Source organism: Chryseobacterium sp. IHB B 17019, assembly GCF_001456155.1.
In the GTDB taxonomy this organism is placed as follows: Bacteria; Bacteroidota; Bacteroidia; order Flavobacteriales; family Weeksellaceae; genus Chryseobacterium.
Genome location: NZ_CP013293.1, coordinates 1,863,090 through 1,878,373 on the forward strand (window position 1 = coordinate 1,863,090; position 15,284 = coordinate 1,878,373).

Here is a 15,284-nt window from a genome sequence, read left to right on the forward strand (position 1 = left end):
AGTTTTGTGTTTTATTAGTTATTTAATTTTCATCTATTACTTCACTCAGTATTTCTTTTTTGTTTATATCAGGGTCTTCAACCACGAGATTTTCCAAAATAAAAACCTGTCTGTCTGGTGTATTTTTTCCCATATAAAATTCCAATAACTGCTCAATGGTTTGGTCTTTTCCAAGTACTACCGGTTCCAGACGGATATCTTTTCCGATAAAATGCTTGAACTCATCCGGCGAAATTTCCCCCAATCCCTTGAATCGGGTGATTTCAGGATTTTTTCCTAATTCATTCAAAGCTTTAATTCTTTCTGGTTCGGAGTAGCAGTATCGTGTCTCTTTTTTATTTCTTACTCTGAACAAGGGGGTTTGAAGGATATAAAGGTGGCCATTCTTAATCAGATCAGGGAAAAACTGTAAAAAGAATGTGATCATCAGCAAACGAATATGCATTCCATCGACATCGGCATCGGTTGCGATAATGACCTGGTTATATCTAAGATCTTCTAAACTTTCTTCAATATTTAAAGCAGCCTGAAGAAGGTTAAACTCTTCATTTTCATACACTACTTTCTTCGTTAAACCATAGCAGTTCAACGGCTTACCTTTAAGGGAAAATACGGCCTGTGTTTCTACATCCCTAGATTTTGTGATTGATCCGGAAGCCGAATCTCCCTCGGTGATAAAAATCTGGGTTTCTCCTTTTCTTTCGTTTTTCTGGTCGTTGTAATGCTGCCTGCAGTCACGAAGCTTTTTGTTGTGAAGAGAAACTTTTTTTGCTCTTTCCCTTGCCAATTTCTGGATACCGGAAAGCTCCTTTCTTTCTCTTTCTGAAATTAATATTTTTCTTTGAATCGCTTCTGCAATCTCAGGGTTTTTGTGTAAGAAATTATCTAATTTACTTTTTAGAAAATCAATAATAAAAGTTCTTACTGTAGGCCCGTTTGGTCCAATATCGTTTGAACCTAATTTTGTTTTGGTCTGAGATTCAAAAACAGGCTCTTCTACGTTAATGGAAACCGCAGCAACAATAGATTTCCTGACATCAGAAGCATCAAAATTTTTATTAAAAAACTCACGGATCGTCTTTACATAAGCTTCACGGAAAGCATTGAGATGGGTTCCTCCCTGTGTTGTATTTTGTCCGTTTACGAATGAAAAATAAGTTTCCGTTTGAGATTTATCGGTATGTGTAATTGCAACTTCAATATCATCCTCCTTCAAATGAACAATCGGGTACAGTGTTTCGTTTTCCAGCTCTTCATCCAGCAAATCTTTAAGTCCATTTTCGGAAAAGAAAGTTTCGCCGTTAAAAAGAATTTTCAATCCGGGATTCAGGTAGGCATAATTGCGGAGCATTCTTTCGATATACTCTTTTCTGAACTTAAAATGAAGGAAAATTTCAGAGTCGGGAACAAAAGAAATTTCGGTACCGTTTCTGTCTGACGTTTCCTTTTCATCAAAATTTTCGGTAATCATTCCTTTTGAAAACTCCGCCATTTTCATTTTCCCTTCACGGAAGGACCGCACACGAAAGTACTCTGAAAGGGCATTCACGGCTTTTGTACCCACCCCGTTCAGTCCGACAGATTTTTTAAAGGCTTTACTATCATACTTACCTCCGGTATTCATTTTTGATACGGCGTCCACTACTTTTCCAAGCGGAATTCCACGGCCAAAGTCACGAATGGTCACTTTACCATCGTCAACTTTTATTTCAATTCTTTTACCAGCTTTCATCCTGAACTCATCGATAGAGTTGTCCAGGATTTCTTTAAGCAGAATATAAATACCATCATCAGCAGATGAGCCGTCTCCCAGCTTCCCGATGTACATTCCGGGACGCAGACGGATATGTTCCTGCCAATCGAGGGTTCTGATATTATCTTCGGAATAGATAGGGTTTATTTCTTGTGACATATAATTTCAACAAACATACAAAAATACGAAATTGGACAAAATTATCCGAATGTTTTGGGTTATTTTTTATCAATATATATCTATAAGTATTGTATTATTGTTAATGAAATTCTATATTTACATTATTCAACATCAAGTGAAAAACAATATTGCTGTTTCTTGAAATTTCAATTAAACAATATTCAATGAACAGATAATAAATTAATTTAAAACAATAAAAAATTAGTACGCATGATTAAACAGAATTAACAATTAAACAAAAACTAAAACTAAAAACCAAACTCACATCATGAAAAAGAACCTAAACGCCTGCATCATCAATGAGCATGATGACGGCGACTATATTTCCCTGCTCTTAAAAAACCAGTTCCCGGAATTCGAAATCTCTTTTCAGAGTGATACTATCGAAGATGCATCCGACTACCTCAGCAAAAATATTCCCGATCTTTTGTTTGTAGATTTTCAGCTGGTGGATAAGCCTGCCCTTAAACTTCTTTTAAAGATAAAAAAAGGCACTTCACAGATTATTTTCATTACCGATTCTGAAAAATCTGCTATTCAGGCTATTAAAAAAGGAATTACAGATTATTTATTGAAACCCATCAGCGAACTGGATTTTGTTCTTACCGTCAACAAAGCTATAGAGAATTTCAGGAAAAATAATTTTTCGCTTGCTAATAATCCTGTCCAAAATAAGATCAATCTTCCTACTCTCCAAGGCTTTAAAAGAGTAAATGTAGATGAAATTATTCGTTGTGAAGCCTATTCCAATTATACTTTTATTTACTTATCAGATAAAACTAAAGTAATGGTTTCCAAAACGTTATTTGATTTTGAAAAAAGCCTTTCAGGATATAATTTTTTCAGGATTCATCATAAGCACTTAATTAATCTTGAACATTTAAAAGAGTATATCAAAGGCAAAGGCGGCCAGGTCGTGATGGCTGACAATTCTGTTCTTGACGTGTCTATCCGGAAAAAGAATGACTTTTTACATAAAATAGTTTAATATTTCACACATAATTGAAAAACAAACACATCTGCTCAATTTTTAAAGGCAGTTGATCACTCGTGATAGGCTGATATATAATGCTTTGATACTTTTGGGAAACAAATCAAACATTAAATAGTATCATTATGAAAAAAAGTCTATTACATGCGAAAAACCTTATCGCAGCAGCTATGATCTTCTCTACAGGATTAGTAAACGCACAACAATGGCTGACAACGGGAAATTCCGGGACCAGCAATTTGAATTATGTGGGAACTACGGGAGTTGCCCCATTATTTTTAAGAGTAAACGGTTCTAGTTCAAATCCAGGGCAGGCTTCACTTACCGGTTCCGGATCTTTCGTGGTAGACGGAGCCAATAACTCCAACACTATCAATTCTAAAGGAAGCTTAATCGCAGGTTTGGGCCATGTTTTGGGAACGAGTGCCGAAAGCTCTATTGTTGGTGGCTGGGAAAATAACCTTTCGGCCTCCGGAGGTGCGAATCTTGTCGTAGGCCAGCAGAATACAGTACTAAACGGAGCCGGGAAATCTGTAGCGCTGGGATGGAAAAATATTATTAGAAATGCTAATCAGTTCGCTATCGGAGTGGGGATTGATTTAGCTAATTTTTATTCAGGAGGTTTCGGGATTGATCTTGCGGCAACGGGCGACCGTTCTTTTGTCATCGGATCCGGAACAGGTGGCGTAAAACTGACCAACAATGTTCCAAGATCGATCATGTTTGGGATGTCTCCTACTTCTACCATGCTTATCGTAGACCAAGCTGTGGGAGTAAGAACAAATACGCCGACAGCCAACTTCCATACCGTAGGAACAGTGCGTCACCAGGGACTTCCAAGCGGATCTGGACGAGCTTTGGTGGTCGACAACGACGGAAATGTAATGGTGGCAACAAGTATTATTACAAGACAGGCCAATAATGAAGCAGATCTTCAAAATCAGATTGATGAGCTTAAGAATGAAATCAAAGAGCTGAAAGAATTCTTAAAGCAGAATAAAATGAATGTTGGCCTTTCTTCAGATTCTAATGGCCCGAAATTATTTCAAAATACTCCCAATCCTGCAAGAGGAGAAACTGTCATCAAATATTATCTGCCGAATAATTCCAGAGAAGCGGTGATAGGAATTTACAATATTTCAGGACAATTAATCAAAACAATTCCTCTGAAAGACAAAGGAAACGGAAGCATTAACCTTTCCGGGATCCAGGGTGGCTCTTATGTTTATAACCTTACCGTTGACGGAAGAAATATAGACAGCAAGAAAATGTTAATACAAGATTAATTAGCTTTAAATCAAATAATTGAAAAGACTATCCAACGAGGATGGTCTTTTTCAATTTGTCTCAGTTATTACAAAACATACAGTGAATTACACTTATAATAAAAAAAATCACATTTATTAAAGAATATTCTACACTTACTAATTCACAATAGTGTGACGCTAAATACCTTCCTATATTAGAGTTTCAAATAACTACTCAGTGAGTAGTGAAAAACATCATTAACAAAACTATTAATCTTAAAGTTTTTGTTGGTTTTTGATTTATAAAATCAATATTATATTATGGTAAGAATGTATTTTTTAACAATTTTCATGCTATTGGCATGCGTTCTTCATGCACAAGCACCGTGTTCAAATTTTAATGATCCTACTAATCCTCAGGGAAACTGGCAGCTAGATCCTGTGAATGACAACGTCAGCTATTCCAGCGGTAGTCCCAATACAATGGATGGATCACAGTATCTCATTTTAAATGACTTATCGGGAGGCTCTTGGTTTATCAATCCTACAGACTTTAAAAATATAGGGCAAAGGTTTATGGGGCAATGTCTATATTTTGATTTTTATCTTGAAAAAGACGGCAACTATGGCCAGCCGATACACCCAACCATCCATATTATATCTGGAAATCAGGTAATAACATTTGTAGCTAATGTTACTGTAACTCCAAACAGCGGATGGGTTCGGGTACGTGCTCCTATTGCAAACGCTACAAGCTCTACTCTTCCAAGCAATGCAGACGGGACATGGACAATGGCATCCGGGACATGGGCAGATTTTAATAATGTTATGAATAATTCAACAGCAGTAATGATATCTCCGGATATTACATCAAGCCCAAGCGAAAGAGTATATTATGATAATATCTGTATAAAATCTTGCGACGGCTGTTCTGCAGACTTTAAACTTGATACATCATTCAGTACAGTATCTAATGCTGCTACCGCTAATTTAACGATCCTTAATCCTATTCTTTTTTCTACTCCGGGTAATCCTGGAAGCACTTATACTGTAAACTGGGGTGATGGCAGCGGTACACAACCTTACATAGGATCCACTTTAACACACGATTACAGTAATGCGGGAACTTATACTATCTGTGTTACTGAAATGAAAGACAGAAGGGTAATCTGTGTAAGATGTTTCACTTTCTGTTATTCAAAATCAGGTGTTCCCTCAAAAGATATCACAAATACAGCTGTAAAATCTCCATTTCCTGAACTCGAAGCCATTGCAAAAGCCGAACAAAGCCAAGCTAGGCAAAAAGACATTGTTCTGGTCCCAAATCCAGCCAAAAGCTATGTAGATGTACAGACTACTCTTTCAAAAAGAGAAACCGTATCTGTAAAGTTGGTTGATATTTCAGGAAAAGTAGTACTTGAAAAATCAGAAAACCTTGACAGCGGAAGCCAGAGCATTAAGCTCAATACCGATAAGCTTGCTCAGGGAATTTATATTGTTGAAGTAAAATCAAACGGTAAAACTACTTCGCAAAAGCTTCTAATTTCAAAATAAATTAATTTTAAATTAAATAATTAATGGCCATCCAAAAAGGATGGTCTTTTTTTATGTGTTAACTGCTTACTGATTGCAAAAAATAAATTAAATTCGATATAATTAAAAATTCATTTAATGATACAACTTCCTTTATCGAAACTTTCTAATGTAGGAACGACTATTTTTAGTCAGATGACTCAGTTGGCCAACGAAAACGAGGCCATTAATTTATCTCAGGGATTTCCTGATTTCATGCCGGATTCTGAACTGCTGGATCATGTAGATCATTTCATTAAAAAAGGTTTTAACCAATACGCTCCAATGGGCGGCATGATAGGTTTAAAGGAAGAGATTGCTAGAAAAATCGAAAACAGCCATCAGGCAATTTACCATCCTGATTCTGAAATAACGGTAACAGCAGGCGGAACCCAGGCCATTTTTACAGCCATCGCAACTTTTGTGAAAAAAGATGATGAAGTGATCATTTTTGAGCCGGCTTATGATTGCTATGAACCTACTGTTGAGCTTTTCGGGGGAATTGTAAAGCGTTTTGAAATGAAAGCCCCGGATTATGAAATTGACTGGAGTACCGTGAAAAATCTCGTTTCTGATAAAACAAAAATGATTATTCTAAACAATCCGAATAACCCATCAGGAAAGATTTTAAAGGAAAATGATATTCAGGAATTAATTAAAATTGTAGAAGGAACCTCAATTTTGATTTTAAGTGATGAAGTCTATGAAAATATCGTGTTTGACGGGAAACAGCATCTCAGCATCTGCAAATATCCGGAACTCAAAGAAAGGAGCCTTCTGGTAGCATCGTTCGGGAAATTATTCCATGTTACGGGTTGGAAAATAGGATATTGCGCAGCACCGAAATCCTTAACCGATGAATTCAGGAAAGTACATCAGTTCAACGTGTTTTCTGTAAACACTCCTATCCAATTAGCTTTGGCAGAATACATGAAAAATCCTGATCATTACAATCATTTGAACCAATTTTTCCAGGAAAAAAGAGACTTTTTAAGAAAAGGTTTAGCCAATACTTCTTTTGAATTGCTGGATTGTGAAGGAACATATTTTCAGGCTTTGAAATATGATAAAATTTCCGATAAAAATGATTTTGATTTTGCCTGTGAACTGACTATAAACCATAAAGTTGCCAGCGTTCCTTTTTCTTCTTTTTATAAAAATAAACTGAATGAAAATGTGATCCGTTTATGTTTTGCAAAAAAACAGGAAACTCTGGAAAGAGCTATTGAAAATTTGTTGAAAATATAAATTTTGCAATCCTAAATTTGTCATTCTGAACGAATGTAATGAAGTGAAGAATCCCAATACCCATAGAGATTCTTCGTTCCTCAGAATGACAAATTTAGGGTTACAATTAATTTCTATAAAAACATTCCTCCGGAAGCCTCAATTCTCTGTCCGTTGATCCATCTTGCATCTTCGGTACAAAGGAATGCCACCACTCCACCGATATCGTCCGGAACTCCTGCTCTTCCCAGAGCTGTATTATTGGCTACCATTGCATTTACGTGCTCATCGTCTCTCGTTCTTCCGCCGCCGAAATCAGTTTCGATAGCTCCCGGTGCCACAACATTAGCTTTAATCTTTCTTGGTCCTAATTCTTTCGCCATGTATTTCGTCAGCATGTCAATAGCCGCTTTCATAGAGCCATAAACTGATGATCCCGGCATCGCAAATCTTGCCAATCCTGAAGAGACATTTATAATCCCTCCATCATTATTAATGAACGTCAGAAATTTTTGAGTTAAGAAAAATACTCCTTTAAAGTGGATATCCACCATATCATCCAACTGCTCTTCCGTAACCTCGGGAATCGGAGAATATAAGGCTGTTCCGGCATTGTTGATGAGATAATCAATGTTGCGGCTTCCTGTATTTTCTTCGAGATGATCTCCCACTGTTTTTATGAAAGCATCAAAACTTTTAAGATCTTTTGTATCTAATTGATAAGCAATTGCTTTCCTTCCCAAAGCCTGAATTTCTTCAACCACTTTATCGGCCTCTTCCTTATTGCTTCTGTAAGTGATGATTACATCCAAACCTTTTTGAGCAATTTTAATTGCTGAATTTCTTCCCAATCCACGACTTCCACCTGTTATTAATGCGATTTTTGTTCTTGTTTCCATTTTTTTGTTTGTTTTTGATGTTACAAAGTTGGTACAATTTCCATTCAAAACATTTGCCCGAATCAATCTGAAATTTGCAAAATTCAAATCAAGATCGAAATTCTAATGGGGTGAAGGTTGTTTTGCGTTTAAAGAAGTTTGAAAAATGAGCGATCTCTTCAAAACCCAATGCGTAGGAAATTTCAGAAACATTCCATTTTGTTTGTTTTAAAAGGATTTTTGCTTCCTGAACCAGCCGGTCTGCGATGAATTCTGTGGTTGTTTTTCCTGTACTTTCTTTTAGTTTTTTATTTAAATAATTCACATGAACCGCCAGTCTGTCGGCGTAATCTTTTGCCGTTTTCAATTGTATCCTGCTTTCAACGGATTCAATGGGAAACTGTCTTTCCAACAGCTCAATAAACAATGAAACTACTCTTAATGAAGCATCATTGGAAGTCGAAAGTTTTGTAGCGGGCTGCAGTTTCTGGCCATAATGAATTAATTCTAAAACATAGTTTCTTATTAAATCATATTTAAAAATATAATCCGAAACAATTTCTTTTTTAATTTTTGAATAAAGCTGTTCTATTTCATCCGCCAATTCATCATCAATTTCAAAAACAGGAACATTTCCCGGCTGGAAAATCGGCAAATCTTCAAGGGTATTATGTGATTTATCTTTGATCAGAAAATCTTCGGTGAACACGCAAAAACTTCCGAACTGGTCAGGGTCTTCCGGAATCCAGTGATAAGGGACTTTCGGGGTGGCAAAAAGCAGTGCATTCTGTTTTATCTGAATGGTTTTATCGGCGTATTCTGCTCTATTTCTTCCTCTTATGAGACTTATTTTGTAATATTTCCTTCTGTTGTAGGGCATCTCAGAAGTTGTTCGTACATTTTCAAGAGTCTGGGCGATATCAAAAACATTAAAATGCCCGATGTCTTTGTGAAGCCCTTTTGGAAATATGCTTTCAAGATCTTTTCCAAGCTTGGCAGTCATTTCCCTATAAAAGTCTTCGAGTGTGGCATGAGCTATTTTTTCCATGATGTGTAGTTTGTAAAAATCAAATGTACGAAATAAAGCGAATTGATAATTCAAATCTATATTATTATAGTTCTTAAAGATTTCAGCTTAAAATTAAATAGTAAAAAAATTCTAACAAATGTGATTTATATTAAATAATTTCTTACCTTCGTTTTACTAACTCACTAAAAATCATTACCATGAAAAATCAAAACCTAACAAGCGGAAAAAAATTAAACAAAAAAGAATTAAGAACTATCTTAGGAGGAAAAGAACAATGTATTGATCCTATGACAGGGCAATGCAGAAAGTACGGAATTGGCTGTGCCGAGAAAATCTGCCAGCTTATTGAGATAGAACCTTAGGAAAAAATTGAAACTCATATCATTAATAAGCAAAATTTACGCAAAAAACGCTCCCAATATAGTTTTGGAAGCGTTTTTTAATTATAACGAACTTTAATATTTTCTTACACGTTGAATCTGAAGTGCATAATGTCACCATCTTTCACTACATATTCTTTTCCTTCTACAGAAAGCTTTCCGGCTTCTTTTACCTTAACTTCGGAACCGTAATTCACATAATCATCATATTTAATAACCTCAGCACGGATAAAACCTTTTTCAAAATCTGTGTGGATCACTCCGGCAGCTTGTGGCGCCGTCCATCCCTGACCGATCGTCCAGGCTCTTACTTCTTTTACACCCGCAGTGAAATACGTTTGAAGTTTTAATAAATCATAAGCTTTTCTGATCAGACGGTTTACCCCCGGTTCCTCAAGACCAAGCTCTTCAAGGAAGATCTGTCTTTCTTCGAAAGTTTCCAATTCATTGATATCGGCTTCAATCTGAGCGGCTAAAACAACAACTTCTGCAGCTTCCTTTTTGGCCATTTCTTCAATTTTACCGATCCATTCGTTTCCGTTTTTGATTGAATTTTCGTCAACATTACAAACGTAAAGAACAGGTTTATTGGTCAAAAGCTGAACATCTGCGATAACCGACTTCGCAAAATCATCCATCGCAAATTCTCTTGCATTTTTACCGTCTTCAAGGAATTTCTGAAGATTCTGAAGCGTTTCATACGTTAAAACATCTTCTTTTTTTCCTGATTTGATGAACTTTTTCGCTTTTTCAACTGCTTTACCAACAGTTTCCAAATCTTTTAATTGCAGCTCAATATCAATAATTTCTTTATCTCTTAACGGGTCCACTGAACCTTCTACGTGAATAATATTTCCGTTTTCAAAACATCTTAAAACATGGATAATCGCTTCACATTCTCTGATATTTGCCAGGAACTGGTTTCCTAAACCCTCTCCTTTGCTGGCTCCTTTTACAAGGCCTGCAATATCAACGATTTCTACGACAGCAGGCAAAACTCTTTCAGGTTTTACTAATTTTTCCAATTCAAACAACCTGTGATCCGGTACGGAAACTGTTCCCAAATTGGGTTCGATTGTACAGAAAGGATAGTTGGCCGACTGTGCTTTTGCGTTGCTCAGACAGTTAAAAAGAGTTGATTTACCTACGTTCGGTAAGCCTACGATTCCACATTTCATATTGTAAAATTCAAGTTTAAGATTCAATTCTCGTTCAAGGTTTCGACAGCTTTAAACATAGAAATTAAAACCTTGAATTATGAGTGTGCAAAGATAGTGATTTTAAAGACAGATTCATAATAAAAAAATCCGCCAATAGATTTGACGGATCTTAATAATATTTTGGCAATATTAATATTAAGGATTTTCTCCTGTAGCATCCTGAGCCAGAGGAACGTCATTCGGGGCCTGTTCCAGAACCCTGTCGAGCGTAAACAGAGATTCATCCGATGCTCTGTCTCCTCCTGCAATTTTTAATTTATCAATTAGATTTGAAGCTAATGTTTCTTCTTCGATTTGTTCCTGAACAAACCATTGCATAAAATTCCATGTTGCCCAATCTTTTTCTTCCATTGCCAGATCCACAAGCCTGTAAATTGAGGTGGTATTATCTACTTCATGTCTGAAAACACCGTCGAAGCAGGCCGTCAAAGATTCCGGATCTGCCGGCGGGGCAGGAATGGCTTCTACTTTTGGTTTCCCCCCTCTGTTCAAAATATATTCCATAAATTTGATGGAGTGATTTCTTTCTTCCTGAGCATGTCTGTAAAGGAAATTTGCAATTCCCTGATAGCCTTTATCATCCGCCCAGATTCCGTAAGATAAGAAAACGTGTGATGCATGAATTTCTTTATTCATCTGATCACTAAGTGCTTTTTCCATCGCAGGGGAAAGTCTGTTAGTATTCATAATTCATATTTTTTAGTGATTATGGAATTATGGATGCAAAAATGATTCCGAGATGTTTTTAATTTACATTAATTTAAATGATCGCATTTATAATTTATTGAATTACTTTATTTTAAGCTAATAATTTATAGTTATTCTAAAATAAAAACCAGCTCTTTGGAACTGGTTTTTGTTTATTTAATGGATAGCAATATTGTTACTATTTAAACCGCCCCGTCAAAAATTCTTTGAATTTTCGCCACCCCTCCTCTGGAGGGGAATTTTTGCGCGCGGATAATTAATTTAATTTTAAAACTAATTTACTTTTTTTGCCAGATAATCACTTTCGTTTCCAAGTCTGTCGATGGCTTTGATGGCAATTGCGTTCAATTTTTTTCCGTCTTTAAATTTTGGAATGTCTCTCGAAAGTTGGTCTAAAGTCAGGATTTCCGTTTCCCAAACTCCGTTATATTGAGTGAAAAGTACCCATTGGAAGACATCTCCGATATTTTTAACGCTCCAGTTTGTTTTTGCAAAACTTCCGTCATCCGTTACAAATAAAGTTGGCGTTTGCAATGCAATTGTTTTTAACCAAGGTGTTTTTGGAACTAAAGCTTTTTCTTTGTAGGGCCCGTTTTTCAATGTTGGAAGCATGCCTGTATTTCTTGTCAGTCCGGCAATACTCCAGTGAATTTCTCCGGCATTTTTTCCTAAGACCTGCCTTGAAATTTCAACCTGATTTTTAATTTCTGTCGGACGGTCGGAAACTTTTATTTCTACTGTATTTAGGCCCGGCCAAAGGTGACGGTTCATAGTGTTTTCTGATTTCCACCAGTTTAATAATTTTTCAAAACCTTGTCCCGGCGAGTCAATCGGCCAGTATAATTGAGGGGAGAAATAATCTACCCAGCCTTTGTTTAACCATAATTTGGCATCAGCATACAATTCATCATATTGCGAAGAACCGACGATTCCTTCCGGATATCCCGGTTTCCAGATCCCAAACGGACTGATCCCGAATCTTACGTGGCTTTTTTCTGCATGAATTTCTTTGTAAATTCTTTCAACAAATTTATTGACGTTATCTCTTCTCCAGTCTGCTCTTGCAAGGGTTCCTCCGTTTCTCAGATATTCATTCCAGGAAGCATTATCAGGGAAATCTGCGCCTTTGTTGTAGGTTGCATAAGGATAAAAATAATCGTCAAAATGTATCGCATCGATATCATATCTTTTTACAATATCTTTCACAACATTGGAAACGTGGCCCTGTGTTTTCGGATTGGCAGGATCGAACCAATACATGCCGTTTTTTAACCTGACAACAATATCTGAAAGTTTGTTAACCATCGATAAACTGTTGACAGAACCGCCGTTTGTATGGTGAGCTCTGTAAGGATTTAACCAGACATGAAGCTCCATTCCTCGTTTGTGGGCTTCATCTATCCAGAATTGCAAAGGATCATAATTGGGGTAAGGAGCCCGCCCTGTTTCTCCTGTCAGAAAGTACGACCAAGGCTCGATATTACTTGTATACAAAGCATCTGCGGAAGGACGAACCTGGAAAATTACTGCATTGAAATTGTTATCCTTCAACATATCCAGCATGTTGGTTGCTTCTGCTTTTTGTTGGTCAACCGTCAAATTAATTCTTGAAGGCCAATTGATATTGGCAACACTTGCAATCCATGCTCCACGGAATTCTCTTTTTATTTCCGGAAGGTTGGTTCTGAAAATTTCATCTGTCGGAGGCGTTGTTACAGGTTTTGTAGCTGCAACGCTTGTATTTTGAACCGGTTTTACGGGTTTTGTTGTATTTTGATTTTTTACTGGTTGGGTATTATTCACTACCGTTTTTGAACTGCTGCAAGAAGCAAATGCTCCCAATAAAAATATTAGCTTTAGTTTATTCACTTTCATAGACTGCAAAACTACATTAAATTATTTTTTTTGATTTCAAAAATTACTATAATAAAATGAATTATCACTATGTTTTTATTTTAAATTTTTATTTAACGCAAGGTTCGCAGAGATTTTTTGTTTGCTAATTGTTTTAAGTTCGCAAAAGCTGAAACCACCTTCGTAAACCTTCAGTTTATACTCAGCGAAGACGATATGATTTAAGTAACTGATAATGCGATTTGAAAACAGATATTTGTTCCTATTGATGCAAAAAACCGATTACTGTTTAAATTCTTGTTATTTGTGATCATTTGTGTTTAAAATAAAAAAGCCCCGAAAAAATCGAGGCTTTGGTTTATGTAAAAGAGTTTATTAAGCTTTTGCTCCTCTTTCCACTCTTTTTCTTTCTTCTTCAGAAAGTAATTTCTTTCTCATTCTAATGAAATTCGGAGTTACCTCGATTGCTTCATCACTTTGGATATATTCCATACATTCTTCAAGAGAGAACAAGATTTTCGGCGCTACACCTGTATCTTTATCCTTACCTGAAGCACGCATGTTGTTCAATTGTTTTGCTTCTACGATATTTACTACAAGATCTCCCGGCTTGTTTTGCTCACCGATGATCATTCCTGCATAGATTTCCTCACCCGGATCTACGAAGAATTTACCTCTATCCTGTAATTTAGCGATAGAATATTCTGTTGCAGGACCTTGAGTTTTGCTGATCAATACACCATTGTTTCTTCCAGGAATAGCTCCTTTGAAAGGCTTGTATTCTGTGAAACGGTGTGCCATAATAGCTTCACCTGCAGTAGCCGTCAACATTTGAGAACGCAATCCGATCAAACCTCTTGAAGGAATTTCGAATTCCATGTGTTGCATCTCCCCTTTAGTTTCCATAATGTGAAGGTCACCTTTTCTCTGAGTGGCCAAGTCGATAACTCTTGAAGCATATTCTTCAGGAACGTCGACAACTAAAGATTCATAAGGCTCACATTTTTCTCCGTCGATTTCTCTCAAGATAACCTGTGGCTGACCGATAGTCATTTCATACCCTTCTCTTCTCATTGTTTCAATTAAAACTGACAAGTGAAGAATACCTCTACCGAAAACCAGGAACGTGTTTGCATCATCAGTCTGCTCAACTCTTAATGCTAAGTTTTTCTCTAATTCTTTTGTCAATCTCTCTTTCAAGTGATTAGAAGTCACATATTTACCGTCTTTACCGAAGAAAGGTGAATTGTTGATGGAGAACGTCATGTTCAACGTTGGTTCATCAATTGCAGTTCTTGGCAATGGTTCAGGATTTTCAAGATCTACGAAAGAATCACCGATCTGGAAAGCGTCAAAACCTACAACAGCACAGATATCACCTGCTTTTACTTCTGTAACTTTTTTCTTACCTAAGCCTTCGAAAACATAAAGTTCTTTTACTTTTCCTTTTACAATTTTGCCATCAGCCTGAGCAAGACCGATCCATTGAGATTCTTTGATCTCTCCTCTGATTACTTTTCCGATAGCAATTCTCCCTAAGAAAGAAGAATAATCTAAAGAAACGATCTGCATCTGTAAAGTTCCTTCTTCAACTTTCGGTTCAGGAACATATTGTAAAATCCCGTCTAATAATGGAAAAATATCTTCAGTTTGTTCTAATGAAGTATTGAACCATCCTTGTTTTGAAGAACCGTAGAATGTTGGGAAATCCAATTGCTCCTCAGTAGCTTCAAGGTTGAAGAACAGGTCAAATACCTGATCATGAACTTCATCAGGACGACAGTTTGGCTTATCTACTTTATTGATAACCACTAATGGTCTTAGACCTAATTCCAAAGCTTTCTGAAGTACAAATCTTGTTTGTGGCATTGGTCCTTCGAAGGCATCCACCAACAAAATAACCCCGTCTGCCATCTTCAAAACTCTCTCCACTTCCCCACCGAAATCGGCGTGACCAGGTGTATCAATTACATTAATTTTCGTGTCTTTATAAGTAACAGAAATATTCTTGGATAAGATCGTGATCCCTCTTTCTCTTTCAAGATCATTGTTATCCATAATTAATTCCCCACTCTCCTGATTTTCTCTGAAAATATTGGTAGCGTGGATGATCTTGTCAACCAAAGTGGTCTTACCGTGGTCAACGTGTGCGATAATCGCAATATTTCTAATGTTTTGCATATAAGATTTTTACGGGTGCAAAAATAGTGAATTTTAATGAATAATTAAAAAGATTATTTATTA

12 protein-coding genes are annotated in these 15,284 nt (G+C 36.5%); 5 read left to right on the top strand and 7 right to left on the bottom strand.

Annotated elements, in window-relative coordinates:
- Positions 1 to 22 precede the first annotated feature (22 nt).
- Positions 23 to 1,912 (bottom strand): DNA topoisomerase IV subunit B, encoded by a 1,890-nt coding sequence (locus tag ATE47_RS08625; RefSeq protein WP_062161581.1) that lies wholly within the window; start codon positions 1,910 to 1,912, stop codon positions 23 to 25.
- A gap of 289 nt (positions 1,913 to 2,201) precedes the next feature.
- Between ATE47_RS08625 and ATE47_RS08630 the strand changes: the two genes are divergently transcribed.
- From ATE47_RS08630 to ATE47_RS08645, 4 genes are all read left to right on the top strand, one after another.
- Positions 2,202 to 2,921, top strand: coding sequence for a LytR/AlgR family response regulator transcription factor (locus ATE47_RS08630; RefSeq protein ID WP_062161582.1), 720 nt, complete (start codon positions 2,202 to 2,204; stop codon positions 2,919 to 2,921).
- 128 nt (positions 2,922 to 3,049) lie between these two features.
- Positions 3,050 to 4,210, top strand: coding sequence for a T9SS type A sorting domain-containing protein (locus ATE47_RS08635; RefSeq protein ID WP_062161583.1), 1,161 nt, complete (start codon positions 3,050 to 3,052; stop codon positions 4,208 to 4,210).
- A gap of 291 nt (positions 4,211 to 4,501) precedes the next feature.
- Entirely contained in the window at positions 4,502 to 5,725 is a 1,224-nt protein-coding gene (locus ATE47_RS08640) for a T9SS type A sorting domain-containing protein (protein WP_185097143.1), read from the top strand.
- Positions 5,726 to 5,842: 117 nt separating this feature from the next.
- Positions 5,843 to 6,991 carry a methionine aminotransferase gene (locus ATE47_RS08645; protein ID WP_062161585.1) on the top strand — a complete coding sequence of 383 codons (1,149 nt, stop codon included), beginning with the start codon at positions 5,843 to 5,845 and terminating at the stop codon, positions 6,989 to 6,991.
- 113 nt (positions 6,992 to 7,104) lie between these two features.
- Here the strand turns inward: ATE47_RS08645 and ATE47_RS08650 are convergent, their stop codons facing one another.
- Together ATE47_RS08650 and ATE47_RS08655 are read right to left on the bottom strand one after the other, a co-directional pair.
- Positions 7,105 to 7,869, bottom strand: a complete 765-nt coding sequence (locus ATE47_RS08650; RefSeq protein WP_062163499.1) for an SDR family NAD(P)-dependent oxidoreductase — start codon at positions 7,867 to 7,869, stop codon at positions 7,105 to 7,107.
- Positions 7,870 to 7,957: 88 nt separating this feature from the next.
- A complete protein-coding gene (locus ATE47_RS08655) occupies positions 7,958 to 8,896 on the bottom strand; it encodes a helix-turn-helix domain-containing protein (RefSeq protein ID WP_062161586.1) in 939 nt (312 codons plus the stop codon).
- A gap of 179 nt (positions 8,897 to 9,075) precedes the next feature.
- Here ATE47_RS08655 and ATE47_RS19230 point away from each other — a divergent pair, with 179 nt between their 5' ends.
- Positions 9,076 to 9,240 carry a hypothetical protein gene (locus tag ATE47_RS19230; RefSeq protein ID WP_181898007.1) on the top strand — a complete coding sequence of 55 codons (165 nt, stop codon included), beginning with the start codon at positions 9,076 to 9,078 and terminating at the stop codon, positions 9,238 to 9,240.
- Between the two features lie 104 nt (positions 9,241 to 9,344).
- Here ATE47_RS19230 and ychF read toward each other — a convergent pair whose 3' ends face one another.
- From ychF to typA, 4 genes are all read right to left on the bottom strand, one after another.
- On the bottom strand, positions 9,345 to 10,436 hold the full coding sequence (ychF, locus tag ATE47_RS08660) for a redox-regulated ATPase YchF (protein WP_062161587.1): 1,092 nt from the start codon (positions 10,434 to 10,436) through the stop codon (positions 9,345 to 9,347).
- Positions 10,437 to 10,613: 177 nt separating this feature from the next.
- Positions 10,614 to 11,165 (bottom strand): ferritin, encoded by a 552-nt coding sequence (locus tag ATE47_RS08665; RefSeq protein ID WP_062161588.1) that lies wholly within the window; start codon positions 11,163 to 11,165, stop codon positions 10,614 to 10,616.
- Positions 11,166 to 11,459: 294 nt separating this feature from the next.
- A complete protein-coding gene (locus ATE47_RS08670) occupies positions 11,460 to 13,061 on the bottom strand; it encodes a glycoside hydrolase family 10 protein (protein ID WP_062161589.1) in 1,602 nt (533 codons plus the stop codon).
- Positions 13,062 to 13,415: 354 nt separating this feature from the next.
- On the bottom strand, positions 13,416 to 15,221 hold the full coding sequence (typA, locus tag ATE47_RS08675; protein WP_062161590.1) for a translational GTPase TypA: 1,806 nt from the start codon (positions 15,219 to 15,221) through the stop codon (positions 13,416 to 13,418).
- Positions 15,222 to 15,284: the final 63 nt, after the last annotated feature.